Raw genomic sequence first — 16456 nt, forward strand, 5'->3', positions numbered from 1 at the left:
ATAATCAATATAAAACTGTTATGGAAAATCTAGAAAGAAGAGATTTTATTAAAACTTCTGCTGTAGTTGCTGGGGGCGCTGTGTTGAGCTCAATGCCTTTATCAGGTGCATATGCCGCTGGCTCAGATGTTATCAAAGTTGCCTTAGTGGGCTGTGGGGGCCGCGGAACTGGAGCTACATTTGATGCGTTAAGTTCGGGAATGAACATTAAAGTGGTGGCACTTGCAGATGCTTTTAAAGATAATTTAGAGAGTACTTATAAAACGCTCAAAGAAAAATGGCAAGATAAGATCGATGTAAGTGACAACCATAAATTTGTAGGGTTCGATGCGTATAAAGATGCAATTCAATTGGCCGATGTTGTTATCTTGGCAACTCCTCCAGGATTTAGACCAATGCATTTTGAGGAAGCGATCCGTCAAGGTAAACATGTTTTCATGGAGAAGCCGGTAGCTGTTGATATCCCTGGTGTACAGCAGGTCATACGTGTAGCTGCAGAAGCTAAACGTAAAAAATTGAATGTTGTGGTTGGTTTGCAACGCCGTTATCAAACGAATTACCGTGAGGCTATCAAACGTATTCACGAAGGTGCAATCGGTGATGTTACCTCTGGACAAGTCTATTGGAACTCAGGAGGTGTATGGGTGCGTCCGCGTAAGCCAGAGCAAACTGAAATGGAGTACCAAATGCGCAACTGGTATTATTTTAACTGGTTGTGTGGCGATCATATCGTTGAGCAGCACGTGCACAATATTGATATCGCCAATTGGGTGAAAGGTGCTTATCCTGTATCAATCCAAGGTACGGGGAGCAGAGCACACCGTACCGGCAAAGAGTATGGTGAAATCTATGATAATTTCGCATTAGAATTAACGTATGCTGACAACAGTGTTGTTTATAGTCAATGTAGACACTTTGAGGGTATACATAACCGTGTAGACGAGCAATTCCAGGCAACAAAAGGACGTGCTTATCTTTCTGCAGGTGGACAGGCTGTATTGTACGACTGGAAAGGAAAAGAAATCTATCGCCATGATGCCAAGGGCAATCCAAATCCTTATCAACAAGAACATAAGGAACTTTTTACAGCAATTTCGAAAGGCGAATATAAATTTGATAATGCAGAATATGGTGCTTATAGTACGTTGACAGGTATTATCGGACGTATCGCTTGTTATACGGGTAAGGTGATCAAGTGGGATGAAGCCTTGAAATCGACCATCAAATTGGGACCAGATGTACTTGCTTGGGATGCTAAACCAAAGTTACTTCCCGATGCAGAAGGTTTTTACCCTGTAGCGATGCCTGGTCAAAACACAAACCTATATATTTAAGTTTTCGGGCCGATGGGATTAAGGTGGAATTTGTGTCTTCTATTTTTTGTCACGATTTGTTGCATTGATGTACAGGCGCAAATACCATCAACGAAACTCCATAAAATTCGGATGGAAGGACCCGCGCAGGGGACTCAATTCCATATCACTTACTTCGCTTCCGACAGTCTTGTTAGACGGTCGGAAGTTGACAGTATTTTAACGGCGATCGATTTGTCGATGTCAATTTACCGTAAGGACTCGAGAATATCCAAGTTCAATACAGATACGGTGATGTCTGTCGTGATGGATAGCCACATGGCCAAGGTGATAAAAGCTTCCTTTAAATATCATAAATTATCGAAAGGTCAATTCGATATTACTATTGCCCCGCTAGTCAACCTATGGGGCTTTGGTGCTAATAAGAGCCCGGTCGCTCCAGATTCGGCGACGGTGCTAAAAGCGAAGGAACTGGTGGGAATGCACTATCTGAAGGTTAGCGGCAATCGGCTGATCAAAAAGAAAAAGGGGATTAAAATTGATGTCAATGGTATTGCGCAGGGCTATACGGTGGATGTTTTGGCCGACTATCTTGGCCGGAAGGGAATTGCCAATTATATGGTAGAGGTGGGTGGTGAAATCAGGGCTTTGGGGACTCCGCCAGGTGGACAGGGTTTTTCCATTGGTATTGTTCAGCCCGATGATGCGGGTGGGGAGGAATTGATGACCGCTGTTGCGCAGCTCAAAGAAGGGGCGCTCACAACGGCCGGCAGTTTCGAAAAGTTTATTAAGTACAAAGGGAAAAAATTGGGTCATCATATCGACCCTGTTTCGGGTTTCCCATACATGACCGATATATTGAGTGTTAGCGTCTATGCGAAGACTGCTATGGAAGCGGATGCACTGGATAATTATTTTATGGGCATGGAACCCGAACAAATTAAGACAAAGGCCAAAAAATTGAAGGGTGTGGAGGTTTTTGTCATTTTTAAAAATAAAAATCAGTCCATTGAAGCGATTTATTCGGATGGATTTGGTAAATTATTTAAAAATTAATCAATTATAAATAAAATGAAGAGATCGGATTTTATTAAAGGTAGTCTTTTGGCCGCCGGGGCAGGACTAGCTGGACAGACTTTTGCGTCAACCACTCAAAATACAGCAAATACGATGGATAAAGGAAAGACATTCAACTTAAATTATGCCCCGCATCAGGGGATGTTCAAAAATCATGCAGGTGATAATTTCCTCGATGAAATTCGGTATATGTATGATTTGGGATTTCGCGGAATAGAAGATAATGGCTATTTGGGCAGAACATTGGACGAGCAGAAGAAGATTGGTGATTTATTAGCTAAGTTAGGCATGACCATGGGTGTATTTGTTGTGGATGGCGGACAAAACTGGATGCCTTCTTTAGCGACGGGTAAACAAGAGTATTTAGACAAGTTTGTCGAAACATGCAAGAAGTCCGTCGAAGCTGCCAAGCGTTGCAATGCAAAATGGCTGACTGTGGTACCTGGCTTTTATGAAAGAAAACTGCCTTGGGGTAATCAGTTCAGCAACATACTTACTGCCATGCGTAAGGGTGCGGAGATCTTTGAACCACATGGTTTAGTAATGGTGTTGGAAACCTTAAGTGATACACCAGATTTATTTTTGCAGCAAACACATGAGACCTATGCTTTATGTAAAGCGGTGAACAGTCCATCCTGTAAAATTTTATATGATATTTATCATATGCAGCGTACCGAAGGAGATTTAATTGCAAATATGAATCGTTGCTGGGATGAAATTGCTTATATTCAAATCGGCGATAATCCAGGTCGTAAAGAACCGACTACAGGCGAGATCAATTATAAAAACGTATTCAAACACATTCATAGTAAAGGATATAAGGGTATCATGGGAATGGAACATGGCATTTCCAAACCTGGTAAAGAGGGGGAGGATCGCTTGGTGGCCGCTTATCGCGAGGTCGATAGCTTTTTGTAATATTTTAATAGTGTACTATTGACAATTAGATTTAATTTCTTAAATTGAGCAGGTAAAACCAATTAGTAGTATTGTAAAACACCATTTTTTTTATGATTTCATCAACAATAAAATTTAAACTATCCTTCATGATGTTCCTCGAATTTTTTATTTGGGGGGGATGGTTTGTCACATTAGGTACTTTCTTGAGCAAAAATCTACATGCAACAGATTTTGAAATGGCCAATGTATTTTCAACACAATCATTGGGTGCGATTATCGCTCCTTTTATTGTCGGAATGATTGCAGATCGCTATTTTAATGCGGAACGTATTTTGGGTGTTTTACACTTGGTCGGTGCAGTATTAATGTATCAGATGTATGGTGCTGCAGACATGTCGACATTTTATCCGTATGTATTGGCTTATATGGTGCTTTATATGCCAACATTGGCTTTAGCCAGTTCGGTTTCCTTTAGACAATTGACCAATCCAGAAAAGCAATTTTCAGGTATACGTATTTGGGGAACAATTGGTTGGATTGTAGCAGGTTTAGCAATTAGTTATATCTTTAGATGGGATGCGGCAGCTTCAGAAGGTGCTTTGAAAAATACATTCTTAATGTCTGGTGTAGCTTCATTGGTACTAGGCGTATTTTCTTTTGCCTTACCTAAAACACCACCGGTTAAATTGGATGAAGGAGAAAAACCATCCTTTGCATCAATTATTGGTCTAGATGCTATTAAATTGTTAAAAGACAAGAACTTCTTTATCTTTTTCATTTCTTCGGTATTGATCTGTATTCCATTGGCATTTTATTATTCGAATGCGAACTTGTTCCTTACTGAAATAGGATTGGAAAATCCAACGGGTAAAATGACAATCGGTCAGGGGTCTGAGGTATTGTTCTTATTGGCCTTACCAATTTTCTTTACAAGATTTGGCTTTAAGAAAACAATTTTGGTCGGTATGTTGGCTTGGGTAATCCGCTACCTGCTATTTGCTTATGGCAATGCGGGCGAATTATCCTTTATGTTGTTGATCGGTATTGCATTGCACGGTATCTGTTATGACTTTTTCTTTGTTTCAGGACAGATTTATACAGATAGCAAAGCTGGTGTTAAATACAAATCAGCAGCACAGGGCTTGATCACTTTGGCAACCTATGGTGTTGGACAATTGATCGGTTTCTGGGTAGCAAGTTATGTTGGAGATAAGTACAAAGAATTGAAAGCAACTGATATGGCGGCATTCTGGAATCATACCTGGGTTGTACCTGCAATAATCGCAGCGGTTGTATTTTTTATCTTTTTAGCCCTATTTAAGGATGAAAAGATCGACAGTACAAATGCTGCACACTAAACAGAAAAAATAACTATTTAAAAACAAATAATTAGAAGAGAGATGGCAACAAATACTTATGACGCAATTGTAATCGGTTCGGGGATAAGTGGTGGATGGGCTGCGAAAGAATTGACAGAGAAAGGGCTGAAAACAATTATGCTGGAGCGTGGTCGTAACATTGAACACATCAAGGATTATACTGCGCCAAATAAAAATCCATGGGAATGGCCTCATGCTGGCGGTCGTACGCAACAAATGATCGAAGATTATCCGGTTTTGCGTAGAGATTATCCTTTGAATGAGAAGAACCTGGATTTTTGGGTAAATGAAAAAGAGAGTCCATATACCGAAGTAAAACGTTTTGACTGGTACCGTGGGTATCATGTTGGTGGACGTTCTTTAATGTGGGGAAGACAATCTTATCGTTTGGGCGATTTGGATTTTGAAGCTAACTTAAAAGATGGTCATGGTGTAGATTGGCCGATTCGTTATAATGAAATTGCTCCTTGGTATAGTTATGCTGAAAAATTTGCGGGTATCTCTGGAAATAGAGACGGTGTACCATCTTTGCCAGATGGAGATTATATGCCGGCAATGGCGATGAACATCGTTGAAAAAGACCTGGCTGAGCGTTTGAAAAAACAATACGGTGGTCAACGTCATTTCATCATGGGTAGAACAGCAAACATTACTGTTCCGCATCATGACCGTGTAAATTGTCAATATCAAAATCAATGTTGGTTGGGTTGTAATTTTGGTGCTTATTTCAGTACGCAATCGGCGACTCTTCCTGCAGCAAAAAAGACAAATAACTTAACATTACGTCCTTTTTCTATCGTAACAAAGATTATCTACGATAAAAACACGAAAAAGGCAAAAGGCGTTGAGATTGTTGATGCTGAAACAAACCAAACCTATGAGTTTTTCGCTAAAGTAATTTTTGTTTGTGCGTCTGCATTAAACTCGACTTGGGTATTGATGAACTCAGCTACAGATGTTTGGGAAGGTGGTTTAGGAAGTAGCAGCGGTGAATTGGGCCACAATTTGATGGATCACCATTTCCGTTGTGGTGCTGGTGGTAAGTTGGAAGGCTATTTAGATAGCTATGTATTTGGACGTAGACCGACAGGTTTGTATGTACCACGTTTTGTAAACGTAGAAGGTGATACCAAAAAACGCGACTATGTACGTGGATTTGGCTACCAAGGTGCTGCAGGTCGTGGACGCTGGTCTGGTGCAGTAGCAGAGATGGAAGTAGGTGGCGCTTGGAAAGATGCAATCTGTGAGCCAGGCGACTGGACGGTTGGCTTTACAGCCTTTGGAGAAACCTTGCCATATCACGAAAATAAAATTACACTTGACAAGTCCAAAAAAGATAAATGGGGTTTACCTGTATTATCATTTGACGCTGAGATCAAGGATAATGAATTGAAGATGCGTGGTGACATGCAAAATGAAATGAAAGAAATGTTGGAAAGCATTGGCGTAAAAGATACGTATACGTACGATAACGTATATGGTCTGGGCCAAGGTATCCACGAAATGGGAACTGCTCGTATGGGACGTGATCCGAAAACTTCGGTATTAAATGGTAACAACCAAGTTTGGGATGCATTGAATGTTTTCGTAACGGACGGTGCATGTATGACTTCTGCAGGTTGTGTCAACCCTTCATTGACGTATATGGCGCTTACTGCTCGTGCGGTTGATTTCGCAGTGAGCGAATTGAAAAAAGGTAACATCTAATAGCTAAAGATTGATAACAATGGAAAATAACTCAAATAAGACGAGTAGAAGAGGTTTTATAAAGAGCGCAGCAACTGCTGCTGCGGCTTTTATGATCGTCCCTCGCCATGTATTGGGCGGAAATGGCTTTACAGCTCCAAGTGACAAATTACAAGTAGCAGGTATTGGTGTAGGGGGTAAAGGTTTTAGTGACATCAATGCATTTCATGATTCAGGAAAAGCAGATCTAGCTTTCTTGTGTGATGTGGACGACCGTCGTGCAGCTGGTGCGTTGAAACGTTACCCGAAAGCAAAATATTACAAAGACTACCGTGAGATGTTGGATAAGGAGCACAAACGTATAGAAGCCGTTTCTGTATCAACTCCAGATCATCAACATGCGATTCAAGCGCTTGCAGCTATGCAATTGGGTAAACACGTGTACGTTCAAAAACCGTTGACTCACGATGTATGGGAAGCTAGAGCATTGACGCATGCAGCTAAGAAATATAGGGTTGTTACCCAAATGGGAAATCAAGGTGCATCGAATGATGGACCGCGTTTTGTACGCGAATGGTATGAAGCGGGTCTGATCGGTGATGTACATACGGTATATTGTTGGACAGATCGTCCGGTATGGCCTTCAGGTATTGCATGGCCTACAGGTAAAGCTGAAATTCCAAAAGAATTGGATTGGGACCTTTGGTTAGGTACAGCGCCGCATAAAGAGTATGTTGATAAATTGGTGCCTTTCAACTGGCGCGGCTGGTGGGATTATGGTACTGGTGCACTGGGTGATATGGGTTGCCACTTGTTGGAAGTTCCTTTCAGTACCTTAGGATTGACTTATGTACAAGATGTACAGGCAACTGTAGGATCGGTGTATGTGGATGAGTTCAAACGCGGATATTTCCCTGAAAGTTGCCCTCCATCGAGCCATGCGACATTAACTTTCCCTAAAACGCCACGTACAAATGGTCCTGTTACGTTACATTGGATGGATGGTGGTATTCAGCCTGCTCGTCCGGATGAATTAGGTCCAAACGAAATTTTTGGTGATGGTGGTAATGGTATTTTACTTGTTGGTACAAAAGGTAAAATCCTTGCTGATACCTACGGCCAGAATGCACGCTTGTTGCCAACTTCAAGAAAAGAGCAGGTGGTACAGAAATATGCCCGTGTTCAAGGACAAGAAGGCGGACACTATGCACAATGGGTTGAAGCTTGTCAAGCTGGATACGGCAAGAAAGAAGTGAGTTCACCTTTTGAAATAGCAGGTCCGTTGACAGAAGCTTTATTAATGGCTAACCTAGCGATCAGAGGTGCTGATTTACGTATTGATGGTAAATACCCTGGACGTAACTTAAAATTGTTGTGGGATAACGATAACATGCGTGTCACCAATTTTGATAACGTCAATCAATATGTAAAACGTAATTACAGACAAGGTTGGGAAATGAAATATAATTTCTAAAATTAAGATATTTAGTAGTATGAATAGAAGAGAAGCATTACAACGAGTTGCCTTAATTTTAGGAGGTACCGTTATCGGCGCTAATTTATTTTTGGAAGGTTGTACACGCTCAGCAACAAAAGATGTACAAGCCTTGTTTGAAGCGAAGACAACTGATTTATTAGGTGACTTGGCTGAAGCAATTTTACCAGCTACCGCAACTCCGGGTGCGAAAGAAGCAGGGGTAGGAAGTTTTATTCCGGTCATGGTTCGCGATTGTTATACGGAGAAGCAACAAAAAGCATTTTTAACTGGTTTGGGGAGCTTAGATGATAAAGCAAAAGAGGTGAAAGGAAAACCATTCCTGGAGCTTTCTGCTGAAGACAGAACAGCTGTTGCCGCTGCTTTGGATAAAGAAGCAAACGAGTTTAATAAAAAGCAAGCTGAAGATCAAAAAGATATTCTGGAGAAAAATAGAGAAAAACAAAATCAATTGTACAATTATGTTGAGAACGATCCACCACACTGGTTCACGATGTTCAAACAGTTGACATTGACTGGTTTCTTTAACTCAGAGCTGGGTTGTACAAAAGCATTGCGTTTTGTGAAGATCCCAGGAAGATTTGATGGCAACCTTCCTTACAAAAAAGGAGATAAGGCATTTGCATAACATTATGCTATATGTAAAATAGAAGGGAGGCTCAAAGCCTCCCTTTTTATTTTGTTTCTATAGCCAAAGCAAAGTGGATTCGTTGCTGTTTAGTAACAGTCATAAAGTAACCTTGATCTGTCGCATCGCCGTTAATTTCAACGGTATCATTATAGCGTAATTCACGCAGGTAATTCATCTCTAAAGATCTGATCTGATTGGTCAATACAAGCTCAATGGGCAATCTGTCCATACACCAGTCCAGGTATTTTACATTGTTGGCGTGATTGACAATATCCAGGTCAGAGAGCTTGACGCTATATTCATCAATATTTTTGACGGTCTGGGAAATATCCAATTTTGAAAATGGCTGTTGTGTTGCCGGGCGATCAGGATAGGTGGTAAAATCTTCGGTGGAAATTGCAAGTGTTTCAGAGCTCCTTTTCACGGTATTGATGACAGCCCAATAACTGGTTGCAGTAACATAGATCTGTCCATTGACTGTAATTTCAAAATTCCGCGTTGAGCGTGCGCCCTCCAATTCTTGAACCCAAGTTTTTACCTTGACATGATCCATCCATTTGGGCAACCGTACAATCTCTATGCGTATGCGGCTAAGTACCCAGGTTTGGTTATGTTTGGCCATTTCTTTAAAACCGAATCCGACAGCATTGGCATGTTCTCCGGCGGTAAGCTGCAGGATATTGGATAAATCGGAGAAACGAATGCGGCCGTTAGAATAGCATTGTGTGAAATAAATTTCCCACTCTTTTTCAAAAACAGATTTTTCCATTTACATATTATTTTGAGTAAAAATAGGCAATATGAATGATTTGGACTATAAATTCAAAATGAAATGACACTATATTTAGATATCTCGTTATAAATGCCTGTTGGGCTTGCTGGTGCCCCCCAAAGCGGAGCAGTGTGTCCAAAGTACAATCGTTTTTTTATTGTAAAATAAATGATAGTTTTCAAGTATTTAATTGATTTTTATCATGGGAATCGGTAGATTTAAATAAGCCAATGGCAGAAAGAGATAAAATAAGATTGGCTTTAAAGCGTTATAAAAGTAGTATAGCGCAAAACAATAATTTACACATTAAATGCTAGTATTATGGTTGGAGAACTAATAGCTAAAGAGGAAATTCCTCAATTTAAATTTATCCCGGCGAGTGAAGATAAGACAGCGACTTTTATGGATAAATTGAAAGGGGCACTTCGGTTGGGAAATGAGTTTAAATCCAAAACTGAAATCGCCTTTGAGACTGATTCCGGACCAAAGCGTATCGAGACCACTGTATGGTCGTTAACCGATAGATATATTCAGATTAAAAGTGGCGTTTTAATACCGCTGAAATCTATTATAGCAATTGACTATTAAATAGACAAACGAAAGGCTCCTCATTTAGTTAAGGAGCCTTTCGCTTTTAATGATAGATGCTGTTAAGAAGCGCATCAGTATTGTGTTCCTTTCTAAGAGGACCTCTTGTAAAAAGAAATTTCTAATACGTTTCGCCTGTTAATTCTTTTAGGCGTATCTCGGATACCTTCGCATCATATTGTGCTGTATAGCTACGTGTCATTACATTGATGTAGTTTAACTGCGCTGTTCTTACTTCTAAGGTTGTGATGGTACCGATACGGAATTTATCCATCGTGATGTTTAAATTTTCTTTTGCCAGCTCCTCATTTTTCCGTTCTACATTAGCCAGCTCCATATTGGTGATGTAGGTTTGGAATAGGGTTCTGACCTGAGCTTGGATATCTTGTTTTTGTTGCTGTATCTGTAGCTCTGAGCCTTTAATCTGAAATTTTGCTATCCGTTCGTTTCTATTTTGAAGAAATCCATTGAATATATTAAGGGAAGCCGATACGCCGTAGGTAAGACCTCTATTTTTGTTTTCTGTCGAGAAACCGAGGGAGGAGTGTGATTCGTTCCAGTTGTACCCACTATTTAAGCCAATTTTGGGATAACGTTCGGCCTTAACTGCTTTTAGGTTGAGTTCGGCCACCCGATTGTTGATGATGGCAAGCTGAATTTGCGGATTTTGTCGATCGGCAATTTCGATCAGATTACCAAGTTTAAGATCCGTATCAAGTTTCATTTCGTCTTCAATTTGAAAATCTAAGCTCAAGTCGCGCGTCATCAGCTGATTGAGGTAAGTCTTGGTATTTTTGAAGCTTTCCTGCTGTCTGAGCAGGTTTGTCTGATCGGTATTCAAATCGACTTTTGCATTCAGGAGATCAAGCTTGGAGCCTTTTCCGATCTCCAGGCGATTTTCGGCAAGCGTGACACGGTATCTCGATAAGGTGATGGTTGTATCTAGGGCATTTATCAGGCGCTTTTGTTGCACCAGATTGTAGTAGGTTGCCATGACTTCGCTGAGTTGGGTAATCACTTGATATTTAATCTCCGCTTCCCCTTGACGTTGTATTTCTTTGAAGCGGTCGCGACGGGCAAACATGCCCAGTCCATCGAATATCGTCCAGTTTAGGTTGACTCCATAAGACATGTTATCATTTTTTGCATTGGAAATCTGCTGTATTTGACCATCTGCTCTGACCTGTCTTGAATTCTGGATGGAGTTGCTTCTGCTGAACGTTCCAGTTACTGCTGGAAGCATACCAGCGCTTCCTAGACTGGTATTCTCCATATCAATGTTATTGTCATTTTTAGCCAAAAGAATATTGAAGTTATTGTTCAACGTTGTTTTTAGCGCATCTTCCAAGGTCAGTATCTCTTGTGCACGAGCTTGAAACATGATGGAGTAAAGTAATACTAGTAGGATGAAATTTCTCTTCATGTCTTTATTATTCGTAGCTTTTAATGTTATCAAATTCAGGTCTATGCTTTTTTTGTCTTGACCACATGTAATAGATCGCCGGGATAATGAACAAGGTTAGGATAAGGGAGAATATTGTACCACCAACGATAACAACCCCCATACCAATTCTGCTCGTTGAAGCAGCGCCAAGTGACATGGCAATTGGTAATGCACCCAGGGCAATGGCCAGACTTGTCATTAAGATCGGTCTGAGTCGTGATTCGGCGGAGTGCATAATTGCCTCAAATTTTTCCATTCCTTCTTCGCGCATTTGGTTGGCAAACTCAACAATCAAGATACCATTTTTGGTCACGAGACCGATGAGCATAATCGTTCCAATTTGGCTGAATATATTCCAGGTTTGATCAAATAACCATAGACTTATCAGTGCACCGGCAACGGCCATGGGCACGGTAAGGATAATGATAAATGGGTCGAGGAAGCTCTCAAATTGGGCAGCTAAGATTAGGTAGATAAGCAACAAAGCAAGGCCAAAGGCAAATAAGGTATTGGAGCTACTTTCAACGAAGTCACGTGATTCGCCACTGAGGTCGGTGGTGAAGCTTTGATCAAGTACCTTTTCTTTAATACGATCCATTGCTGCAATGCCGTCGCTCATACTCATGCCCGGCGCCAAACCGGCTGAAACTGTAGCCGACATGTAACGGTTATTGTGGTAGAGTTGGGGTGGACTGCTCTCTTCCTTAACGCTTACAACGTTGTCTAACTGGATAAGCTGTCCGAGGTTATTACGCACGTAAATTGACGCAAGATCTGTTGGCGTGGCTCTACGGTCGTTTTCAACCTGGCCTATGACCTGATATTGTTTGCCATCACGCATAAAATAGGCGAAACGTTGACCGCTTAGCAATAATTGGAGGGACTGCGAAACGTCAAGTACGGAAACGCCCAGACTGAGTGCTTTCAGACGATCAATTTCGACATGCAGTTCGGGTTTGTTGAACTTCAGGTTGATGTCCGTTGTGGAGAATGCCGGATCGCTGTTGACCTCATTCATAAATTCGGGTATCTTTTCCTGAAGTTTTTCAAAATTTTGTGCCTGGATAATGTACTGAACAGGTAATCCACCTCTGCGATTCATGGATATCGTTGGCGTTTGCGAAACATTGACGCGGACACCATCGTATTTTTTTGTCCATTTGGTCAGTTCTTTTGCAATATCATCCTGAGACTTTTTACGTTCTTCAGGATCTACCAGTGTCATCCGTATACGTCCGGAGTTGACCGAACTCGCTCCGAAGCCAGGAGAGGTAATGTTTAAACTGATTTTGTTTTCGGGAATGGAGTCATAGACTAATTTATCCAGATCTTGCATGTATCGGTCCATGTATTCATAAGTGGCACCTTCAGGGCCCGTCACATTGACAGAGATGCTGCTTCTGTCATCATAAGGCGCCGTTTCTTTTTTAATGGAGGAGAAAAGGATGCCAATAATCACAAAACATAGGATCAGAATTGGAAAGCTTATCCATTTGAATTTCATGAATTTTTCCAGCGCATTGGCATAACCTTTATTCATTTTGACGAACATGGGTTCTGTCCAATCGTAAAATTTTGTCTTCTTGTGTCCACCGCCTTTGATCAGATAGGCGTTGAGCATCGGCGTGAGTGTGAGGGAAACAAATGCGGAAACCAATACGGCCGAGGCGATGACGACACCAAACTCCCGGAAAAGCCGTCCCACAAAGCCCTGAAGAAATATAACGGGTAAGAATACGGCTGCAAGTGTGATTGAAATGGAAATAACAGCGAAGAATATTTCCTTCGACCCTTTCAGGGCCGCCTCAATAGGCGACATTCCCTCTTCAACTTTCTTGAAGATATTTTCGGTAACAACGATACCGTCGTCGACGACAAGCCCCGTCGCGAGTACAATAGCGAGCAGCGTCAGTACATTGATGGAAAATCCGAAAATATACATAATAAAGAATGTCGCGATCAAGGATACGGGAATGTCTAATAGAGGACGTAGTGCGATACCCCAGTCGCGGAAGAAAAAATAGATAATCAGGGTGACCAGAATGATCGAAATAAGGAGTGTCTCGGCGACTTCCTCAACAGACTTTTTAATAAATGTTGTATTGTCAGAAGCGATGTTGAGTATAATATCTTGCGGCAGATCTTCTTTGATCTGATCGAGCATTTTATAGAAATTGTTGGCAATATCGAGGTAATTTGTTCCCGGCTGCGGAATAATGGCAATACCGACCAGCTGTTTACCGTTACTGACCATTTTTGTTTCGAGATTTTCAGCATCTATTTCTGCTCGGCCAATATCGATAAACTTGACGATACGGCTGCTATCGGCCTTTAAAATGATGTTATTGAATTGCTCGGGGGTAGACAGGTTGCCGACGGTTTTTACGGTGAGTTCGGTTGTGTTTCCGACAATTTTCCCCGAAGGTAACTCAACATTCTGGCTATTCAATGCCGTACGAATATCCGAAGCCGTGATACCATAGGCAGCCATACGGTCGGGGTTGAGCCATAGACGCATGGCGTAACGTTTTTGACCATAGATCTGTGTGCTGCTGACACCGGGGATGGTTTGCAACCTTTCGGAAATCACATTTTCGGCGTAGTCGCTTAGCGAAAGTTTATCGCGCGTCTCACTTTGCAATGTCAATGTAATAATAGGATCGGAGTCCGCATCGGCTTTGGATACCACCGGTGGGGCATCAATATCCTGTGGCAGGCTTCGCACGGCTTGGGATACTTTATCCCGGACATCATTTGCGGCTTCCTCAAGGTTCTTTTTTAAATCAAACTCAATGGTGATATTACTGGATCCCTGATTGCTCGAAGAAGAGATGTTGCGGATACCATCGATCGAGTTTATGGCCTTTTCTAGAGGCTCGGTAATCTGAGATTCAATGATATCTGGATTGGCACCGGCATAGTTTGTTCTGACGGAAACAATCGCTGGGTCAATAGAGGGGTATTCGCGTACGCCCAGAAAACTAAAACCAATATAGCCAAACAATATGATGGTAATATTGACGACAATAGTTAAAACAGGGCGTTTAATAAAAACTGCAGATAAATTCATGTACAACTAGTTAGCTAATGATACCTTAACTTTTGCTCCATCTTTTAACGACAGAACGCCCGTGGTTAAAACGGTGTCACCGGCACTGATGCCAGATAGAATGACGATGTCTTTGTCGGTACGCGCACCTGTTTCAACCTTCACTTCCTTGGCAAGGCCATGCTGTAATACAAAGACCTTTTTTCCGTCCTGTACTGGAACAATGGCTTCTGTTGGAATGGATATCGCATCGTTTTCCACTTCGATCGGCACAATCACATTGACAAAGGATCCGACTTTCAATTTGCCCTGATCGTTCGTTGCTCTGGCGCGGACGGTGAGTGTTCTGGTGTTAAGTGATACTTGTGGTTCAACGGCGTAAATGTTTGCTTTTATGACGGTTGGGTCGTTGGCTACGCTGAACTCAATGGGCATGTTTATTTTAATAATATTGCTGTATTTTTCGGGAACTGCAAAAGTAATTTTGACAAGATTGTCCTTCACTAAGTTCGTAATCAGGGTACTGGATGAGACAATGGCACCTACGGAAATATTCCGAAGTCCAATCATGCCACTAAAAGGGGCGCGGATGGTTGTTTTGGATATTTGTGCCTGAATCAACTGGATCTGTGCTAAGGAGGTTTTTAAGGCTGCACTGGCTATATCAAACTCTTCCTGACTGATTGCTCCTTTTTGCAGCAATAGTTTGGCCCGACGTTCATTTTCGGCATTCAGCTGGTTTGTTGTTTGTGCTTGTCTTAATTGTGCCTGAAGTTCAATATCATCAATCTTGATCAAGGGTTCGCCCTGTTTGATGCGCTGCCCTTCGGAGAAATAGATTTTGGTGATTCGACCACTTACTTCACTTCTGATTTCAACCTGCTCTTCTGCGTCAATGCTTCCCGAGAGATTAATGGATCTATCGGCGACGGAAGATTTGGCAATGATAGCCTGTGCGGGGACTGGCATATCTTTTTTCCCATTGGGCTTATCAGCTTCTTTTTTGTCTTTTTTAGCAGTTATCAGAAAGTATCCACCTCCAAACACAGCACAAGCCAAAAGGAGGTAAATGATCGATTTTTTATTCATACGGATATAGTCTCTTATGTACTTTTTACATTTAACGGGTAAATATAGGTTTATTATTATGAGGATATCAGTTGTCAAAAGGATTTTACAATACGACCAAAACTTTGCAAATGGACATCGAAATGGGCGTATTGGGAACGATTTGAAATAAAAAAAGCCAGAAATAAGTTTCTAGCTTTATTGATTACTATTTTTTTGATTTTGCTTTTTGTTCCAGTTCTTTTGAAGCCCCATTTTTTAATTTTGGCTTGATGGTAGCTTTCGATACATGTGGTCTTCTTTTTCCAAAAGAACCATTTGATATTTTTCCTCTTCTGGTCTTGATATCACCTTTTCCCATAGTGTAAAATATTTTGGTTTTAACAAATTATATTGATTACCTAAATATAACACTTTCTTTTCGGATGTTCAACCTGTTCATTTTTAAATAATTGGAAAAATACGTTTTTGAATAGCTACGTTGAAGTTTTGGTTAATCGTGTCGAAAAATAAATTATTAACGGGCCTGTTTTCAGCGACTAAATAGGGGATTTCCAATATTTTGTTCTTTAACTTGATACGGTAGTAGCCGTATAATAAACCTTTGGTTGTTTGAATTGATTCGATTTTCTGAACAGCTTCTATGTCCTTAAAAATGTTAAAAGCATAATTTTCTCCTTTTAGCTGTTCAATAAAAACCTCATTGGTTTTCGCATTGTACCATATTTGTTGGCTTTTGAGCTTACTAAAGTGGTTGTTGAACAGAAAGAGATAGCCCAACAAGAAAAAGGCAATCGGAAGCAGGAACAGGACAATTTTTATCTTCATGAACAGCAACACGGTGATCAAAATGAGGATAATCCCCATAACGGCATTGGAAACACTCTTCTTTAGATTTGCCTGGATGACTGGAGATGAAGCTTCAATCAACTGAAAACCTGATTTTAAATTTCTGGACATATCCTCGGTAAACCCAAATAGATTGAATTTTTTGCGTATCATCAGATAAGCAATAAGAACAATAAGCCCAATGATCAAAAATCGCATATTTTTC

The 16456-nt window shown here is 41.0% G+C and carries 14 protein-coding genes; 8 read left to right on the forward strand and 6 right to left on the reverse strand.

The window, feature by feature from the left end; all coding sequences use genetic code 11:
• Positions 1-20 precede the first annotated feature (20 nt).
• The 7 genes from M2419_RS06800 (at position 21) to M2419_RS06830 (ending at position 8478) form a co-directional block, all read left to right on the forward strand.
• Positions 21-1334 carry a Gfo/Idh/MocA family oxidoreductase gene (locus tag M2419_RS06800; RefSeq protein ID WP_153844726.1) on the forward strand — a complete coding sequence of 438 codons (1314 nt, stop codon included), beginning with the start codon at positions 21-23 and terminating at the stop codon, positions 1332-1334.
• A 111-nt stretch (positions 1335-1445) separates the two neighbouring features.
• The gene (locus M2419_RS06805; protein WP_159726393.1) at positions 1446-2369 is read left to right on the forward strand and encodes an FAD:protein FMN transferase; all 924 of its coding nucleotides are present in this window, start codon (positions 1446-1448) and stop codon (positions 2367-2369) included.
• A gap of 15 nt (positions 2370-2384) precedes the next feature.
• Positions 2385-3308: a hydroxypyruvate isomerase family protein gene (locus M2419_RS06810; protein ID WP_075992889.1), complete on the forward strand. Its 924-nt coding sequence runs from the start codon at positions 2385-2387 to the stop codon at positions 3306-3308.
• Positions 3309-3403: 95 nt separating this feature from the next.
• Positions 3404-4648, forward strand: coding sequence for an MFS transporter (locus M2419_RS06815; protein ID WP_159727138.1), 1245 nt, complete (start codon positions 3404-3406; stop codon positions 4646-4648).
• A 42-nt stretch (positions 4649-4690) separates the two neighbouring features.
• A complete protein-coding gene (locus tag M2419_RS06820) occupies positions 4691-6376 on the forward strand; it encodes a GMC oxidoreductase (RefSeq protein ID WP_153844724.1) in 1686 nt (561 codons plus the stop codon).
• 19 nt (positions 6377-6395) lie between these two features.
• Positions 6396-7829, forward strand: coding sequence for a Gfo/Idh/MocA family protein (locus tag M2419_RS06825; RefSeq protein WP_182331844.1), 1434 nt, complete (start codon positions 6396-6398; stop codon positions 7827-7829).
• A gap of 19 nt (positions 7830-7848) precedes the next feature.
• Entirely contained in the window at positions 7849-8478 is a 630-nt protein-coding gene (locus tag M2419_RS06830; RefSeq protein WP_153844723.1) for a gluconate 2-dehydrogenase subunit 3 family protein, read from the forward strand.
• A gap of 46 nt (positions 8479-8524) precedes the next feature.
• On the opposite strand, the gene M2419_RS06835 is transcribed toward M2419_RS06830, so the two are convergent.
• Positions 8525-9250 carry an acyl-[acyl-carrier-protein] thioesterase gene (locus M2419_RS06835; RefSeq protein ID WP_153844722.1) on the reverse strand — a complete coding sequence of 242 codons (726 nt, stop codon included), beginning with the start codon at positions 9248-9250 and terminating at the stop codon, positions 8525-8527.
• Positions 9251-9574: 324 nt separating this feature from the next.
• On the opposite strand from M2419_RS06835, the gene M2419_RS06840 reads away from it, so the two are divergent.
• Positions 9575-9841, forward strand: a complete 267-nt coding sequence (locus M2419_RS06840) for a hypothetical protein (RefSeq protein ID WP_172462508.1) — start codon at positions 9575-9577, stop codon at positions 9839-9841.
• Between the two features lie 121 nt (positions 9842-9962).
• Here the strand turns inward: M2419_RS06840 and M2419_RS06845 are convergent, their stop codons facing one another.
• The 5 genes from M2419_RS06845 to M2419_RS06865 all read right to left on the reverse strand — a co-directional run bounded on the left by M2419_RS06845 (position 9963) and on the right by M2419_RS06865 (position 16449).
• The gene (locus M2419_RS06845; RefSeq protein ID WP_259254601.1) at positions 9963-11264 is read right to left on the reverse strand and encodes a TolC family protein; all 1302 of its coding nucleotides are present in this window, start codon (positions 11262-11264) and stop codon (positions 9963-9965) included.
• A gap of 7 nt (positions 11265-11271) precedes the next feature.
• Positions 11272-14355 (reverse strand): efflux RND transporter permease subunit, encoded by a 3084-nt coding sequence (locus M2419_RS06850; protein ID WP_120334078.1) that lies wholly within the window; start codon positions 14353-14355, stop codon positions 11272-11274.
• Between the two features lie 6 nt (positions 14356-14361).
• A complete protein-coding gene (locus M2419_RS06855; RefSeq protein ID WP_153844720.1) occupies positions 14362-15423 on the reverse strand; it encodes an efflux RND transporter periplasmic adaptor subunit in 1062 nt (353 codons plus the stop codon).
• Between the two features lie 187 nt (positions 15424-15610).
• Positions 15611-15763, reverse strand: coding sequence for a 30S ribosomal protein THX (locus M2419_RS06860; RefSeq protein WP_153844719.1), 153 nt, complete (start codon positions 15761-15763; stop codon positions 15611-15613).
• A gap of 83 nt (positions 15764-15846) precedes the next feature.
• Positions 15847-16449, reverse strand: coding sequence for a hypothetical protein (locus M2419_RS06865; protein WP_145326891.1), 603 nt, complete (start codon positions 16447-16449; stop codon positions 15847-15849).
• Positions 16450-16456 lie beyond the last annotated feature (7 nt).

Source organism: Sphingobacterium sp. BIGb0116 (assembly GCF_024808035.1).
Taxonomy (GTDB): domain Bacteria; phylum Bacteroidota; class Bacteroidia; order Sphingobacteriales; family Sphingobacteriaceae; genus Sphingobacterium; species Sphingobacterium paramultivorum.

What these genes read in the sequence shown, in the direction of transcription:
- M2419_RS06800 (WP_153844726.1), top strand. Translation starts at nt 21, where the DNA reads ATGGAAAATCTAGAAAGAAGAGATTTTATTAAAACTTCTGCTGTAGTT.
- M2419_RS06805 (WP_159726393.1), top strand. Translation starts at nt 1,446, where the DNA reads ATGGAAGGACCCGCGCAGGGGACTCAATTCCATATCACTTACTTCGCT.
- M2419_RS06810 (WP_075992889.1), top strand. Translation starts at nt 2,385, where the DNA reads ATGAAGAGATCGGATTTTATTAAAGGTAGTCTTTTGGCCGCCGGGGCA.
- M2419_RS06820 (WP_153844724.1), top strand. Translation starts at nt 4,691, where the DNA reads ATGGCAACAAATACTTATGACGCAATTGTAATCGGTTCGGGGATAAGT.
- M2419_RS06825 (WP_182331844.1), top strand. Translation starts at nt 6,396, where the DNA reads ATGGAAAATAACTCAAATAAGACGAGTAGAAGAGGTTTTATAAAGAGC.
- M2419_RS06830 (WP_153844723.1), top strand. Translation starts at nt 7,849, where the DNA reads ATGAATAGAAGAGAAGCATTACAACGAGTTGCCTTAATTTTAGGAGGT.
- M2419_RS06835 (WP_153844722.1), bottom strand. Translation starts at nt 9,250, where the DNA reads ATGGAAAAATCTGTTTTTGAAAAAGAGTGGGAAATTTATTTCACACAA.
- M2419_RS06840 (WP_172462508.1), top strand. Translation starts at nt 9,575, where the DNA reads ATGGTTGGAGAACTAATAGCTAAAGAGGAAATTCCTCAATTTAAATTT.
- M2419_RS06845 (WP_259254601.1), bottom strand. Translation starts at nt 11,264, where the DNA reads ATGAAGAGAAATTTCATCCTACTAGTATTACTTTACTCCATCATGTTT.
- M2419_RS06850 (WP_120334078.1), bottom strand. Translation starts at nt 14,355, where the DNA reads ATGAATTTATCTGCAGTTTTTATTAAACGCCCTGTTTTAACTATTGTC.
- M2419_RS06855 (WP_153844720.1), bottom strand. Translation starts at nt 15,423, where the DNA reads ATGAATAAAAAATCGATCATTTACCTCCTTTTGGCTTGTGCTGTGTTT.
- M2419_RS06860 (WP_153844719.1), bottom strand. Translation starts at nt 15,763, where the DNA reads ATGGGAAAAGGTGATATCAAGACCAGAAGAGGAAAAATATCAAATGGT.
- M2419_RS06865 (WP_145326891.1), bottom strand. Translation starts at nt 16,449, where the DNA reads ATGCGATTTTTGATCATTGGGCTTATTGTTCTTATTGCTTATCTGATG.